This is a genomic window from Thalassospira sp. A40-3 (assembly GCF_015871485.1).
GTDB lineage: Bacteria > Pseudomonadota > Alphaproteobacteria > Rhodospirillales > Thalassospiraceae > Thalassospira > Thalassospira tepidiphila.
On record NZ_CP065428.1, the window covers coordinates 2,634,204 to 2,648,182 of the forward strand.

A 13,979-nucleotide genomic window follows, 5' to 3' on the forward strand; every position below is an offset into this window, starting at 1 on the left:
TAACGTCATTTCGATATATCCGTGCGGGCTGAACTAAAGTCTAGAGCAGCATGGCCGCCCGTCCCCGCCGCTGGATCATTTTGATGCGCAAGACGTTGGCATTATGGTGCACACTGTATCCGCCCCTGATCCGGGGCACCCAGAACACGTACACCAAGCATACCTTTATCGCCTTCGTCACCACAATCGATTGAGCCCATGTTTAAATTCAGCCCGCGCAATCCGGAAAAAACCGGCGACGACCGACCTGCTTCGTCCCTATGGGGGTATGTCTGGCGCATGAGTGGTTGGCATCAGGTTGTGGTGTGCAGCCTTGCGGTGCTGGTCGCCGCCCTTGGCATTGCACCGATCGAGCTGCAACGCCGGATTGTCGATAACGCCATCACACCACAGAACTTTGATCTTTTGATCACTCTGGCCGCCCTTTATCTCGGCCTGATTATTGTCCATGGCGGGATCAAGTTCGTGCTTCGGATTTACGAAGGGTGGCTGAGTGAAAGTGCGATCCAGTATAACCGCAAGCACTTAACGCGCCTGCATGCCCATAACGAGGCCGGCAGCCAGGATGAAAGCAACGGGCGTGCGGTTTCGATCATCGGGTCCGAGATCGAAAAGCTTGGCGGGTTTGTCGGTGATGGCCTGTCACAGCCGGTGGTCAATAGCGGGATGCTGATCTTTGGCCTTGGCTATATGATCAGTGTCGAGCCGATGATTGGACTTATTGGCGTGATCGCCCTGATCCCGCAGGTCGCCCTTGTCCCGGTCATTCAGAAACGCATCAATGCGCTTATTGAAGCCCGCGTTGAGAAGATGCGCGATGTCAGTGACGAACTTTCGGAAATGTCGACCGACAAGGATGACGACGAACAGCTTCGCCCGATCAATAAAGGCATCACTGCATTGTTTGACAACCGCATGCAGCTTTTCGTTTTGAAGTTCGGCATGAAGTCGCTGATCAATCTTTTGAATGCGCTGGCACCTATTTGCGTGCTGTTTGTCGGTGGTTACCTTGTGATCCAAGGCCAGACATCGGTCGGTATCATCGTCGCCTTCATTTCAGGCTTTGACCGGATGTCATCGCCGATGCGTGAATTGCTGTCCTATTACCGGGTGGCGGCACAAGCAGCCGTGCAACACAAGATGATCGCGAAGTGGATGCAGTAGGCCTGAGAACGACCGCCAATCTTACCTAGCAGTCCTGACTTTGCGGGTTCAGGGCGTATCGGCCGCACAGTTCCCGATCAAGGGCACCGCATTCGTTGCAGCCGCCTTCGACATAGAAGCAAAAACGGTTACGCCCGCAATTCTTGGCGCGATAAAGCGCCTTGTCGGCATCGCGATAGATTGAGTCCGGCGTTCCGTTATGATCGGCACAGGTCGAGATGCCGATACTGATGCCAACATGGACTTCGTTGCCATCAATGATCAGGGGACGTGACACTTCCTCGATAATCCGTTGGGCCGGAATGGCGGCATCGCGGACATCATCCATCAATGGCAGGACCACGGCGAACTCATCGCCGCCAAGACGGGCGACGACATCGGCTTCGCGGCAATTGCGTTTGATGATTTCGGCGACTTCGACCAGAAGCTTGTCCCCGACCGGATGGCCAAACGTGTCATTGACTTTCTTGAAGCGATCAAGATCGAGCAGCAGCAAAACGATACTTTTTTCAAAGCGCCGGTTGATCTGAATGATCTGCGACAGCATTGAATTGAACTGATAGCGATTGGATAGACCGGTCAGTTGATCGGTCTGGGCAAGCCTGCGAATTTCGGCTTCGACCGCCTTGGTCGGCGTGATATCGGCATGGGTGCCCGACATGCGCAGCGGATTGCCATCCGCATCCCATTCCACGACCTTGCCGCGATCAAGAACCCATACCCAGCTGCCATCCTTGTGACGCATCCGGCATTCGCACTGATAGTGATCGGTTTCCCCCCGGAAGGTGCTTTGCAACGCAGCGTCGGACTTTTCGAGGTCTTCGGGATGGCAATATGCCAACCATGTGTCGATGCTTACGGGACCAAGTTCGTCGAGCGTGTAACCAATGATTTCGGCCCAGCGTTCGTTAAACCGGGTTTCGCCGGTCTGAACGTTCCATTCCCATGTGCCCGCACTGGTGCCCCAGATGATTTCATCAAGACGCTGGCGTTCCTCGGCCAGTTTGCGGTTGGCATCCTTGAGCATGCGTTCGTAATGTTCGCGCTCGGTAATATCGACATTGGTGGTGTGAATGTATTTGCGTTCATGCAGCTCTATCAGGCCGGCATGCACCTGCATCTTGCGGATTTCGCCATTCCCCAGGCGATGTTGAACGACAAATGACAACGCGCCATGTTCGAGAACCGCACTGACATGCCTGTGCATGGACGGTGCGCCATCAACATCAAGGTCCGGGATCGTCCGACCAACAAGACCGCCATCGGCAAAACCATAAAGTTCTTCTGCTGCGCGGCTGGCATCAACAATCTGGCCATCTGCCGGATCGACCAGAATGTTGATCGCAGTTGTGTTGCTAAACATCTGGCGATACAGCAGTTCACGTTCGCGGAAGGCGACTTCGGCCTGTTTGACATCGTTAATATCGGCGAATGAAACGATCACGCCGTCAAAGGTGCCGGTCTGTTCATTATGCAGGGGTTCTGCGTTAACCCGGATCCAGGCAAATTCGCCATTGGGGCGATTGACCCCCAACACAACGCCATATTCGCGGTCACCGGTTGCAAGGACCCTTTTGCCGGGAAGCTCATCACGGGTCAGCGGCACACCATCTTCGCGCACAAAGGTGCACGGCGTTTCGGGCACGGTCTTTCGGCAAAGTTCGTCGCCCGTGAGACCAAGAATCTCAAGCGCAGTATTATTGAACTCCACCACTGTACCGGCGGCGTCATGCACAACCACCCCCTCGGCAAGGGAGTTAAGAAGGCGCTTGTGCAGATTGCCGCCTTTTTGCAGCGTGTGACTGGTGCCATCCGATGAACAGAGCGTTTGCGTCGGACCAAGGCGCGTCAAGCATCCCGACGTCACAACATCGCCACTGGCCAATTCGTGGATCGTCGCGCAATCTTCGACCGTGATCCAATTGCCATCTTTATGGCGCAAACGGAAGGTTAGCCGCTGGTTGGCATCATTTGTGGCCTGTTGATTTCGGTGCTGCGCGAACAGCGCGACATCATCGGGATGAAGCAAGGATGCCCAACCCTGTGTGCGATCAAAGTCGCTATCGGCCGGGTCGTAGCCAAGCAGTTCAAAAACGCCTGCGCCGAAATAGTTCCGTGACGGGGTCTTGCGGAAAAACTCATAGAGAACCGGCGCCGCACCGGCAGCGCAAGCGTCAGTTCCTGTCTGTTTGGTCAAGTTTACCGACAAATTCATCCCGTCGCCGTACTGGCGTCTCCTTCAGGAAACCAAAATAAACGATACCAATGTATAGGTATTTATTTATACCTATTGAAAATTGATGCAAAGCAGATTCTGCAGCGAAGACGTGAAATCGTTTCCCCGATCGAGCTAACTTATTGAACTGAAGCCCCGTATCGACAATCCCTTCAAAAGTAGAACACCGATAAACAGGGCTCCGGCATGCACAGGAAACAGGCATAAAAAAAGGAGCAGTTACCTGCTCCTTTGTATGGGTCATGGCGTTTGCGCGGCCAGTTGCGGGTTAGCCCAGCAACTCCAGATAACGTCCGGCGGCCAAAAACTCTGCCCGGTGACGGTCGAGACGGGCGATGGCCTCGGCATCGTCGCCCCACTTTTCCATCGCGTAGCCTTCGTCAAGGATCGAGGCTTCAAACGCGGTTGTGGTGTCAAGCTTGCGGTTCATCACGGCAAGACCAATGATCACGGAACCTGAAATCGTCGTCAGACTGTGCAGGGCTGTCAGGTAATAGTCGTCAAAACCTTCGACATGATCCTGCAAGCGCAGCAATGCATGGTCTTCCTGGGTGATCGGCATCACACCTTCGGTGACCGTTAGCACCACCCCCAGATGGTCTTTTGACCAATCGAGAAGCGGCTGCCATGTCTTGGCCTGACGTTCGATCAGGTCTTCGGGGAAGGATGCGCGATAGCACAGCAAATCCGATCGGCCATAGCCGGTCAGCTCAGCAATCACCGCATCGCGGTTGGGCCGCACCCGGTCAATCGCGGTCGCGGCAAGCTGCATGATCGGCATGGTGGAAGGCTGGACTTTTTCGCCCTGTGCGTCCCATTCCGCCGCGATTTCACGCGCAAGTACTTCGGATGGCAGCACAAAGTCCGCCTTGGCCGGGGTTTTCACCGCACGACCATCAAGAAGCACGCGCCAGCCGGCCCCGGTTTCATCGGCGCTGGCATCGGCCTTTTTATAGAAACGTTTGATCGATTGTGTAAGCATGACCGCCATATGCCCAAAAGCAGCGGATTGCGCAAGTGATTTGCCACATAATTTGCCAGATAAAGAGCGCCAATTGAGCGATTATCAAGAATTTCTGTATAATTTTTGATCAAATTGCCCCATTGACCAAATAATAAACACCCTTACTCTGCTGGGCGAAGGTTACAAAACCGCGACAAAGCGGGCGCACAGGCGACATGGCATGACCATTGCTAAGTGCGCATTGGATTTATCAGGTGGCTGGATTGTTTCATCGATCCGCATTCAGGAGGCTTCTTTAGACATGACCACGTTTACGAACAGACTTTTGGGGGCTGCTATCGGGGCGGCTGTTGCGTTTGGCGCGCATGCGGCCCTTGCAGATATGGCGATAAAATTCTCGCTCGACTGGAAATATGAAGGTCCGGCGGCACCGTATCTTCTGGCCAAGAAGAACGGCTATTTCGAAGAAGAAGGCCTTGATGTCACGATTGACTCGGGCAACGGTTCGGTCGGTGCGATCACCCGTGTTGCCAGCGGCGCTTATGACCTTTCGCTTGCTGACATCAACTCGCTGGTGGAATTCAACGCATCCAACCCGGATCGCGCCATGAAGTCGATCTTCATGGTGTATGATCGCCCGCCATTTGCGCTGTTCATGCTGAAAAGTTCCGGCATTACCAAGCCGGAAGATCTGGTTGGCAAAACCCTTGGCGCACCGGTCTTTGACGCATCGCGCAAGCTTTATCCGGCATTTGCATCGGCCACCGGTCTCGACCTTGACGCTGTGACCTGGGAAAGCATGGATCCGCCGCTGCGTGAGCCGATGCTGGTGCGTGGCGATGTGGATGCGATTTCCGGTCACTATTTCACCTCGATCCTGAACCTGCAGGCGCAGGGTGTTGCCAAGGATGACCTGACCGTCTTCATGTATAAAGACTTTGGCATGGACTTCTATGGCAACGGCATCCTGGCATCGCCGGACATGATGGAAAACCACCCGGAAGAAGTTAAAGGCTTCCTGCGTGGTGTGGTGAAAGGCTGGGCGGCGGCAATTGCCGATCCGCAATCTGCAATTGATGCCCTTAAGGAAGTTGATCCGCTGATCAACCCGGATCTTGAGCTGCAGCGCCTGCAGATGGCGATTGATGAAAACGTCGTCACCCCAGCAACCCTTGAAGAAGGCATGGGCCTTGTCAAAGCCGACCGTATGGCCAAGGCCATCGATCAGGTTGCCCTGGCATTCGGGTTTGAAAACAAGCCGTCTGTTGATGACATCTATACCGACGAATTCATGCCGTCTGCTGAAGACCGCATGCTGAAATAATCACCTTATGAAGCGGGGCAGTCGGATTTTCTGACTGCCCCGTTTTCCATGACAGAGAAACAAGAATACGAACAGGCCAAGCAGGGGGAATAACTGCAGTGTCCAAAAGCTTCGTCGAACTCAACGACGTCAAACTTCGCTATAGCGAAGGCGATGAACTGGCGCTTGAAACCACCAACATGAAGATCGACAAGGGTGAATTTATCGCCGTTGTCGGCCCATCGGGGTGTGGCAAGTCATCCTTGCTGAAACTGGTTTCCGGCCTGATGCCGCCCTCGGAGGGCAATGTCATTGTCGATGGCAAGGAAGTTTCAGGGCCGCTCAAGATTGTTGGCATGGCGTTTCAGAACCCGACCCTTTTGCCGTGGCGCACGACCCTTGATAACGTTCTGTTGCCGATGGAAATCGTCAAGCCGCACCGCAATCGCCTGCGCAAACATCGCGCGGAATATGAAGAACGCGCACGCAAGCTTCTGGCGACCGTCGGACTTGAAGGCCACGAAGACAAATATCCGTGGGAATTGTCGGGGGGCATGCAGCAGCGTGCATCGCTGTGCCGGTCATTGATCCATGAGCCGGACCTTTTGATGCTGGATGAACCGTTTGGTGCGCTTGATGCCTTCACCCGTGAAGAGCTTTGGGACATCTTGCAGAACCTTTGGATGATCAAGCCGTTCACGGTTATTCTGGTCACCCATGATTTGCGTGAGGCGGCCTATCTTGCCGATACCATCTATGTGATGTCCAAACGCCCGGGTAAAATCCTTGTGGAGCGCAAAAACACCCTGCCCCGCCCCCGCGATCAGGAAACCACCTTTACCCAGCCTTTCACCGATCTTGTCCACGAATTGCGCAGTCACATTCGTGACGTGCGAGAAGCATAAGGAAGGGCGGGAAAAGTCATGAAAAAGAAATTGAACCTTCGCAAAGCAACGCCGTGGCTAAGCGCCATCGGGCTTTTTGTGCTGTGGGAATTGATTGTACGGATTTTCAACATTCCGCCTTATGTCCTGCCGACCCCGTCTGAAAGCATTATTGTCGGCTGGCAGTTCCATGAAGCGATCTGGATGCATGCCTATCACACGCTTTATACGACACTGGCGGGCTTTGCCATTGCCGTGGTGTTCGGGGTTGTGCTGGGTGCGCTGGTCGGATCAAGCCGGGCGATCTATGACGCGGCCAACCCGCTTCTGGTCGGGTTTAACTCTGTCCCCAAGGTCGCCCTTGTCCCGGTTCTGGTGATGTGGTTTGGCATCGGCACGGTGCCGGCAATCATCACGGCGTTTTTGATTTCGTTCTTCCCGATTGTGGTCAATGTTGCCACCGGCCTTGCGACCCTGGAACCGGAATTGCGCGATGTGTTGCGGTCGCTTGGTGCGACACGGCGTGACATACTGATCAAGGTTGGTTTCCCGCGGGCGATGCCGTACTTCTTTGCATCCCTTAAGGTTGCGATCACGCTGGCCTTTGTCGGGTCGGTGATTTCGGAAACTGTCGCGTCGAACGTGGGTGTTGGTTATTTGATGCTGTCGGCTTCGTCGAAATTCAACATGCCGCTGGTGTTTGCCGGATTGCTGGTGATCGCGGTGATGGGCATTGCGATGTATGAGATCTTCAACGTCATCGAACGCCGGTCAACCAAATGGGCGAACCGCGGAAATCCAACCAACTAAACCCCATTTAGACCAATCATCAGACAAATAAAAAGGCCGGGAAAACCCCGGCCTTTTTTCATCGTACCATTTGCGATGGTTAGCTGAGATGTTCGTCAAAGAAGGCCATGGTGCGTTCCCAGGCCAGCATGGCATCTTCGCCGTCATAGCGCCCGCCGGTCGGGTTGGCAAAGGCGTGATCGGCGTCATACCAGAAGAACTGGTAATCGGTTTTGCCGGCGATGCGCAGCGATTCTTCGAAGCCTTCGACCATTTCCCGGTTGATGTTTTTATCAAGGGTGCCGAAATGGCCCATAATCGGCGCATTGAGCGTTGCGACCTGTTCCGGGGTCTTTTTTACATTGCCGTAATAGATCACGGCTGCGTCAATATTGGTGGCAAGTGCTGTATTGAGCGACCAGCCACCACCAAAGCACCAACCGACCGAACCAACCTTGCCAGTTGAGTCCTTGTGATTACGCAGGAATTCGACCGAGGCCTGCAATTTGCGGGTCGCAACTGCCGGGTCCATCGACGACATCAGGGAACGCGCCCCATCCGGCGTGGTGGCAGGCGGTTCACCATACAGATCAACCGCAAGCGCGATATAGCCCTGCTTGGCATATTCGGCCGCCACCGCACGGATATGATCATTAAGACCCCACCATTCATGGATCAGAATGACCGTGGGTGCCGGCAGGGTGGCCGGCATGGCGACTTCGGCGACCATTTCATCGCCTTCTGGCGTGGTGATGGTCACTTTATCAAGTCCGTGTCCGGCCGCATGGGCCAGCATCGGGTCGGCAAGAATAACAGCCAAAGGCAGGGCAACTGCGCCCTTCAGAAACAGTCGGCGTTCTTCATCGGTTGCCTTGGGCGGCGGACCGAGATGTTCGTGGGAGCCACATCCGTCTAGCGTACACATGTTCTAGCCTCTTCTGATTCCTGTTTTCGGGTTTTCCCGTATCACCATCATTTGCGACGGCACGCCCGGTTGGCAAATGACATTACTGTCATCTGGCCTGTCATCTATATTCAGGCGCGACCGCATTTCATTCAGGTTTGTTTACGGTGCCAATCGCAACAAGGATCATGATAACACAGCGCTTGGCCCTTAACTGCTGCTTGCACCAATGGACGTCCCCTGATTAAAAGGGGCACCCAACAGCCACAACCCGCCAGATGGAGAAGACATGCGCGATATTGAAACGGTTTTGTTCGACCTTGGCGGCGTTCTTGTCGACTGGGATCCGCGTTATCTGTATCGCAAGATGTTCAAGGACGATGCGGAGATGGAGCGTTTTCTGGCCGAGGTTTGCCATCCGCACTGGAACCATCTGCATGATCAGGGGATGCTGAGCTTTGCCAATTCCATCCCGGACCTTCAGCACCGCTATCCGCAGCACCATGAAGAGATCGCCGCATGGCAGGAACGCTGGCCGGAGATGCTAAAAGGGGCGATTGATCGCACGGTCGGGATTCTTGAAGACCTTAAAAAACGCGAAAAGGTCCGCCTGTTTGCCCTGACCAACTGGTCGGCAGAAACATGGCCGCATGCGTTGGAACGCTTTGAGTTCCTTGATCACTTCGAAGACATTCTGGTGTCTGGTCAGGAAAAACTCGCCAAGCCCGATCCGCGGATTTTTGATCTGGCGATTGCGCGTTTCAAGCTTAACCCGCGCGAAACCCTGTTTATCGATGACAGCGAACGCAATATTCAGCAGGCACGCGAACTGGGCTTTATCACCCACTGGTTCCGCGATCCGGTGAAATTGCAGCGTGAATTGATCGAATACCAGTTGTATTGATCAGCGGACCGATATCAAAGCCGCCCTAGCGGCGCTGGCGCAGGTAATTGCCAAAGCATTCGCCAAAGGCAAATTCCCAGCCCTTGAGGTAGCCTTCGCGAAGGGCTGGCGCGATTTCGCCGACATTTTCCCATGCCTTGTGCTCCAACCGGATGACACAGCGACCAAACTCATTGAGGTCAAAGGACACCTCAACCAGCGTAAAGTCGCCGGCATTCCAGCCCGGATGCCAGGTAAAGGACACATGTTCGCCCGGCTGCCAGCTTCTTACCCGCCCCCAGGGAATATCATCCTGCCCCTTGGCGCGTTCGATGATTTCGCCACCGACACCGTCATTGAATTCGACTGTGATGCAGTCCTTTTTCGAGATCGAATGGGTATCGGTCGGCCACCAGTCGCCAAAGCCAGATGTGAAAGCGTTAAACGCATCATCTGGATCGACGGCCAGGGTCAGCTCAAAGCGGATCGGGGCAAGGTCGGGATTCTTAAGCGGCGTCACGGTCAATTTCCCAAATCGTATCAAGGGCAGCGGTCAATTCATCAAAGTGGCTGATGACGGCGTGCGCACCTGATTTATGCAGCGTATCGACATCATGATAGCCCCAATCAACACCGATGGCGATCATGCCAGCCGCCCGGCCCATTTCGATGTCATAGCTGGTATCGCCAACAATTACCGCATTGGGGGCATCAACCCCGGTTTCTTCAAGGGCTGCCATCAACATCGCGGGATTGGGCTTTGACGGGTGATTGTCACAGGTCTGAAGGGTGACAAAGCGGCCTTCGAGTTCGTTGCGGGCCAGCACCGCATCAAGGCCCCGGCGGGCCTTGCCGGTTGCCACACCGCTTAGCCATTTGCGGCCATCGATTTCCATCAGAACTTCGTGCACACCGGGGAACAGCGGCTCGTGGAAGTCGGGGGTCTGGCGCAGGGTGAAGAATGCGGTTTTATAGGCCGCTGTCACGGCTGCGATGATGTCCTCATCCACCCGTGCCGGGCTTGCCAGCTTTGTGATGGCTTCGGGCAGGCTCAGACCAATGATGGTGCGCGTGTTTTCAAGCCCCGGGCAATCCAGACCGTGCTGCGCAAAGGCATGATCCATGCAATGCGCAATGGCGTGCTGGCTGTCGACAAGGGTGCCGTCACAATCAAAAATCACAAGTCTAAGCGGATCAGTGGTCATAAAGGGTCTTTCATCAAAAATTTGGCATCCCGAATTTTGGAACGCGGAGACTAATCGAAAGCGTTTCAAAGATCGAGTCTCCCGCGGTTGTATTGCCGTGCATTTTTTGTGCTGTGCGGGAAGCAACAGAAACCACAAGTGAATTTTGTATTACTGTCTTAGCCGTGCAATGCGCGCTACAATTGAATTCTGGCCCACAGGGCCCTGCCCGACAGAGGCAGGCTCTCTGCGACAGGAGGCAGACCATGCTTACACTTCGCGACTGCATCGACTTCAGCGACCTCACCGAGGAGGAAGTGCTGGCTATTGCCGAGTGCGAGCATATTCCATTGGTCACCGCCCTTGAGGAGGGTGAGTGTATGGTGCATACCAAAAACGGCCGCAAACAGCTTGCCGTGATGATCAAGGGCCAGGCCGAAATGTGTGAACGCATGGGTAACACGGTTCATGCCCAACACCTGAACCGGGTCTATGACGCCTTCATGAGACGTTTCGACAGCAAAAACACCTAGTACAGACTGTGTCCCAACGCCGTTTGATCAGGAGGACGAAAAAGCCGACGCAGTGCGTCGGCTTTTCGGTATCTGGTGCTGATTGGAAAGCACCCTATTTCTTGCGCGCACGCGACGGCTTTGCCTTTGGCTTGGGCTTTTCTTCCTTTTCGCGGTGAATTTCCGGGGTCAGGAATTTGGTCGGCGTTTTCGGATCGAAGTTCAGCTTTTTGAGCGTTTCGGCGAAATGCTCCGGCACAGGCGCCTCGATCACGACACGGTGGCCGGTCACGGGATGCGGGAAATCAATCGCACGCGCATGCAGATGCATCTGATTGGACAGGCCATCAATAAACGCCTTGGGCCCACCATATTTGCCATCGCCCAGGATCGGGCATTCGATGGCCTCGCAATGGACACGCAACTGGTGAGTACGACCGGTCAGCGGTGACAGGGCAAGCCATGCGGCCTTGCGCCCGGCGCGATGAAGCTGACGGAAGACGGACTGTGCCGATTTTCCGAGCTTTTCGTCGATGACCATTTTCTCCCCGCCCTTGCCAGCGATTTTGGCAAGCGGGGCATCAATCATGCCTTCGCGTTCCGCAGGCGCACCGGTGACAATCGCCCAGTAAAGCTTGCGGGTCGATTTATCCTTGAATGCCTTGGTCAGCGCATGGGCCGCACTGGCCGAACGGGCCAGCAACAGAACACCACTGGTGTCTTTATCAAGACGGTGGACCAGCTTCGGGCGTTCCTTGCTATCGAGTTTCAGCGCATCAAGCATGCCATCGACATGAACATTGGTGTTGGTCCCGCCCTGCACGGCAAGGCCGGCGGGCTTGTTGATCGCCAGCACCAACTCGTCATAGAAAATGACGGAATCGCGCAGTGCCTGCAGCTCTGCCTCGGTCGCATCGGACTTGGCGGGGCCGGTCTGTTTGCGTTGCTGGACTTCAGACGGGTTATAGCCCGAACCATCTTCGGCCCATGGGCCGGTGCCACCACCGGACATGACGGGTACGGGTGGCACACGGATTTCCTGGCCCGGCTCAACGCGCTGATTGGCCTTGGCACGTTTGCCATCGACACGGATCTGACCGCCACGCAGGAATTTCTGGACCTGACCAAATGTGAATTCGGGACAGTTGCGCTTGAACCAGCGATCGAGCCGAATGTCGGCCTCGTCTGCCTTGACCTTGCGCAGAGTGACACCACTCATTGCAGAATACCCCTTACCAGCGCGATTGCGCCAAACAATGCCGAAATACCGACCACCACGGAAACACCAACATAAAGGGCGGCAAGCCCCATATTGCCCCGTTCATACAAGGTCGCGACATCCAGCGAGAACGTCGAAAAAGTTGTAAACGCCCCCAGAAAACCGGTCACAAGGAGTGCGCGCGTTTCCAGCCCCATGGATAGTTTCAGGGCGGAAACCTCGATCAGCACCCCCATCAGGAACGAACCGACGACATTGACCGTCAAGGTTCCCCAGGGAAATCCAGTACCCATCACAGAGCCCATCATGACGGAAACACTGTGACGCGCAACGGCACCAATGGCACCGCCCAAGGCAATGGATGCGATTAACAACGGTGAAAATTGCATGGCGCGGAACCTATTCCCTCAGTCCTGAAATGTCACGTGTGAATACGGCATGGGCCCATGCCAGCCAAGGGTATCAAACACCATGGCCGACGGATGATCAATCGCATTGGCCTTGGCGGTTTAGTCCCGGTTTACTGATTTTGTCCCATGCGGGCTTCGACATCGGCAAGCCAGGCCCGTGTGCGTTTTTCATTTTGCCCGAAATCATCGCGGCCATAGACCGATTGGGCGAACAAACAGAAAGCCACATCATTGCCGGTTTCCGGCAAGATCAGCTCGATCTCGACCCAGTCGGGAAACCGAAATACTGCCGAGCGTGCCAGGAAATAAAGGCGACCGGCCTTGCCACCCGAAACATCGGTCATCAGCGTCATGCCGTGATCCGGGGCGGTTTCGATCAAGACTTCGGTCAGTGTCGCGACCGATGCCGCAAAAGACGGACTTTGCATGGCGCGGTCACTGTCAGGCAGGCGATCAGTCGGACAGGCAAGGAAGAAATTCGGCACATTCGGAAGGTCGGCATCGCGCCCGAAGGTCATATTGGGGGGATCGCCAGCAGGCAACATATGATCCATCAGCCCGGTAAAACGGACCGTTACGAAAATGCCTGCCAGTACCAGCAGTCCCCAGATTGCAACCATCGCCAGCCGTTTCAATGACACCACCTGCCCTTTTGCGAACTCCGATACCATAAACACAAAAGGTTAAGAATCAAAATGCCCGAACGGGAGGGAACCGTCGGGCATTTCGGGAAACACGCCCGTCAATCAGCAAACCAAGGGGGGGGATATGGAAATTCGCTGATCGGCGGGAATGTGTCGGAGTTTTTGAACCGGGATGCTTAGGCAGCGGCCGGCAGCTTGGCAGCTTCGACATTGGCAATTGCCTTTGCCATGGCTTCTTCGGCGTTAACACCAAAGCCAGACGCTTCGACAACTTCAACATCGGTGATGCCGATAAAGGCCAGAACCTGTTTGAGGTACGGGGTCGCGAAATCAGCCGGGCTATTGACCGGAACGCCACCGGTTGCGGCAACGATGTAGGCCTTCTTGCCTTCGACCAGACCAACCGGGCCGTTTTCGGTGTAGTTGAAGGTCACACCAACGCGTGCGATCAGATCAACCCAAGCCTTAAGGGTCGACGGGATGGAGAAGTTGTACATCGGCGCACCGATCACAAGAACATCTGCATCCATAATCTCAGCCACCATCTTGTCAGAAGCGGCAATTACTTTTTTCTGAGCTTCCGAACGGTTTTCAGCCGGGGTGTAATAGGCACCAACGGTTTCACCGGTGATCGCTGAAACGACTGCCTCGTTGGTGTCGCGTTCGATAACGGTTGCCGAAGAATCAGCGGCCTTGATGCGGTCGATCAGTTTGAGGGCGATCTGGCGGGAGTTCGAGTTTTCACCATTCACAGATGCGCTAACATGCAGAACTTTAGTCATTTTCAGTCTCCGAGTCCGGGTTTGTTTGTTGCCCCGAACTTACGCCTGCCAAACCGATCTGTTTAGCCAGAGACTCTTCACCAGATTGTTTCCATTTTGGA

At 54.9% G+C, this 13,979-nt stretch carries 15 protein-coding genes; 6 read left to right on the forward strand and 9 right to left on the reverse strand.

Translation table 11 applies throughout. The features are described 5' to 3' along the window. The first annotated feature begins 198 nt into the window (after positions 1-198). Positions 199-1,164, forward strand: coding sequence for an ABC transporter ATP-binding protein (locus IT893_RS12075; RefSeq protein WP_197145329.1), 966 nt, complete (start codon positions 199-201; stop codon positions 1,162-1,164). A 25-nt stretch (positions 1,165-1,189) separates the two neighbouring features. Here IT893_RS12075 and IT893_RS12080 read toward each other — a convergent pair whose 3' ends face one another. Then, entirely contained in the window at positions 1,190-3,361 is a 2,172-nt protein-coding gene (locus IT893_RS12080; RefSeq protein WP_197145330.1) for a diguanylate cyclase domain-containing protein, read from the reverse strand. 307 nt (positions 3,362-3,668) lie between these two features. Beyond that, complete coding sequence (locus tag IT893_RS12085; RefSeq protein WP_252723936.1) at positions 3,669-4,382, reverse strand: ATP12 family chaperone protein; 714 nt, start codon at positions 4,380-4,382, stop codon at positions 3,669-3,671. A 283-nt stretch (positions 4,383-4,665) separates the two neighbouring features. On the opposite strand from IT893_RS12085, the gene IT893_RS12090 reads away from it, so the two are divergent. The 3 genes from IT893_RS12090 to IT893_RS12100 all read left to right on the forward strand — a co-directional run bounded on the left by IT893_RS12090 (position 4,666) and on the right by IT893_RS12100 (position 7,361). Continuing rightward, entirely contained in the window at positions 4,666-5,688 is a 1,023-nt protein-coding gene (locus IT893_RS12090) for an ABC transporter substrate-binding protein (RefSeq protein ID WP_197145332.1), read from the forward strand. Positions 5,689-5,786: 98 nt separating this feature from the next. Continuing rightward, positions 5,787-6,572, forward strand: a complete 786-nt coding sequence (locus IT893_RS12095; RefSeq protein ID WP_197145333.1) for an ABC transporter ATP-binding protein — start codon at positions 5,787-5,789, stop codon at positions 6,570-6,572. 18 nt (positions 6,573-6,590) lie between these two features. Next, the gene (locus IT893_RS12100) at positions 6,591-7,361 is read left to right on the forward strand and encodes an ABC transporter permease (protein ID WP_008892212.1); all 771 of its coding nucleotides are present in this window, start codon (positions 6,591-6,593) and stop codon (positions 7,359-7,361) included. 79 nt (positions 7,362-7,440) lie between these two features. On the opposite strand, the gene IT893_RS12105 is transcribed toward IT893_RS12100, so the two are convergent. Beyond that, positions 7,441-8,265: a dienelactone hydrolase family protein gene (locus IT893_RS12105; RefSeq protein ID WP_063087048.1), complete on the reverse strand. Its 825-nt coding sequence runs from the start codon at positions 8,263-8,265 to the stop codon at positions 7,441-7,443. Between the two features lie 268 nt (positions 8,266-8,533). On the opposite strand from IT893_RS12105, the gene IT893_RS12110 reads away from it, so the two are divergent. Continuing rightward, the gene (locus IT893_RS12110) at positions 8,534-9,148 is read left to right on the forward strand and encodes an HAD family phosphatase (protein WP_197145334.1); all 615 of its coding nucleotides are present in this window, start codon (positions 8,534-8,536) and stop codon (positions 9,146-9,148) included. A 25-nt stretch (positions 9,149-9,173) separates the two neighbouring features. On the opposite strand, the gene IT893_RS12115 is transcribed toward IT893_RS12110, so the two are convergent. After that, positions 9,174-9,647: an SRPBCC domain-containing protein gene (locus IT893_RS12115; protein WP_197145335.1), complete on the reverse strand. Its 474-nt coding sequence runs from the start codon at positions 9,645-9,647 to the stop codon at positions 9,174-9,176. Beyond that, the gene (locus tag IT893_RS12120) at positions 9,634-10,332 is read right to left on the reverse strand and encodes an HAD-IA family hydrolase (RefSeq protein WP_008892208.1); all 699 of its coding nucleotides are present in this window, start codon (positions 10,330-10,332) and stop codon (positions 9,634-9,636) included. The genes IT893_RS12115 and IT893_RS12120 overlap by 14 nt, the downstream gene beginning before the upstream one ends. 245 nt (positions 10,333-10,577) lie before the next feature. Between IT893_RS12120 and IT893_RS12125 the strand changes: the two genes are divergently transcribed. Continuing rightward, positions 10,578-10,844: a hypothetical protein gene (locus IT893_RS12125; protein ID WP_063087045.1), complete on the forward strand. Its 267-nt coding sequence runs from the start codon at positions 10,578-10,580 to the stop codon at positions 10,842-10,844. A gap of 94 nt (positions 10,845-10,938) precedes the next feature. Here the strand turns inward: IT893_RS12125 and IT893_RS12130 are convergent, their stop codons facing one another. From IT893_RS12130 to IT893_RS12145, 4 genes are all read right to left on the reverse strand, one after another. Next, positions 10,939-12,042, reverse strand: a complete 1,104-nt coding sequence (locus IT893_RS12130; protein WP_197145336.1) for an RluA family pseudouridine synthase — start codon at positions 12,040-12,042, stop codon at positions 10,939-10,941. After that, positions 12,039-12,431 (reverse strand): fluoride efflux transporter CrcB, encoded by a 393-nt coding sequence (crcB, locus tag IT893_RS12135; RefSeq protein WP_063087043.1) that lies wholly within the window; start codon positions 12,429-12,431, stop codon positions 12,039-12,041. The genes IT893_RS12130 and crcB overlap by 4 nt, the downstream gene beginning before the upstream one ends. A gap of 131 nt (positions 12,432-12,562) precedes the next feature. Next, on the reverse strand, positions 12,563-13,093 hold the full coding sequence (locus tag IT893_RS12140) for a DUF1499 domain-containing protein (RefSeq protein ID WP_197145337.1): 531 nt from the start codon (positions 13,091-13,093) through the stop codon (positions 12,563-12,565). 179 nt (positions 13,094-13,272) lie between these two features. Then, on the reverse strand, positions 13,273-13,878 hold the full coding sequence (locus IT893_RS12145) for an FMN-dependent NADH-azoreductase (RefSeq protein WP_063087040.1): 606 nt from the start codon (positions 13,876-13,878) through the stop codon (positions 13,273-13,275). Positions 13,879-13,979: the final 101 nt, after the last annotated feature.

Excerpts from the sequence above, each read along its gene's own strand:
- IT893_RS12075 (WP_197145329.1), top strand. The coding sequence starts at position 199 with ATGTTTAAATTCAGCCCGCGCAATCCGGAAAAAACCGGCGACGACCGA.
- IT893_RS12085 (WP_252723936.1), bottom strand. The coding sequence starts at position 4,382 with ATGCTTACACAATCGATCAAACGTTTCTATAAAAAGGCCGATGCCAGC.
- IT893_RS12090 (WP_197145332.1), top strand. The coding sequence starts at position 4,666 with ATGACCACGTTTACGAACAGACTTTTGGGGGCTGCTATCGGGGCGGCT.
- IT893_RS12100 (WP_008892212.1), top strand. The coding sequence starts at position 6,591 with ATGAAAAAGAAATTGAACCTTCGCAAAGCAACGCCGTGGCTAAGCGCC.
- IT893_RS12105 (WP_063087048.1), bottom strand. The coding sequence starts at position 8,265 with ATGTGTACGCTAGACGGATGTGGCTCCCACGAACATCTCGGTCCGCCG.
- IT893_RS12110 (WP_197145334.1), top strand. The coding sequence starts at position 8,534 with ATGCGCGATATTGAAACGGTTTTGTTCGACCTTGGCGGCGTTCTTGTC.
- IT893_RS12120 (WP_008892208.1), bottom strand. The coding sequence starts at position 10,332 with ATGACCACTGATCCGCTTAGACTTGTGATTTTTGATTGTGACGGCACC.
- IT893_RS12125 (WP_063087045.1), top strand. The coding sequence starts at position 10,578 with ATGCTTACACTTCGCGACTGCATCGACTTCAGCGACCTCACCGAGGAG.
- IT893_RS12130 (WP_197145336.1), bottom strand. The coding sequence starts at position 12,042 with ATGAGTGGTGTCACTCTGCGCAAGGTCAAGGCAGACGAGGCCGACATT.
- crcB (WP_063087043.1), bottom strand. The coding sequence starts at position 12,431 with ATGCAATTTTCACCGTTGTTAATCGCATCCATTGCCTTGGGCGGTGCC.
- IT893_RS12145 (WP_063087040.1), bottom strand. The coding sequence starts at position 13,878 with ATGACTAAAGTTCTGCATGTTAGCGCATCTGTGAATGGTGAAAACTCG.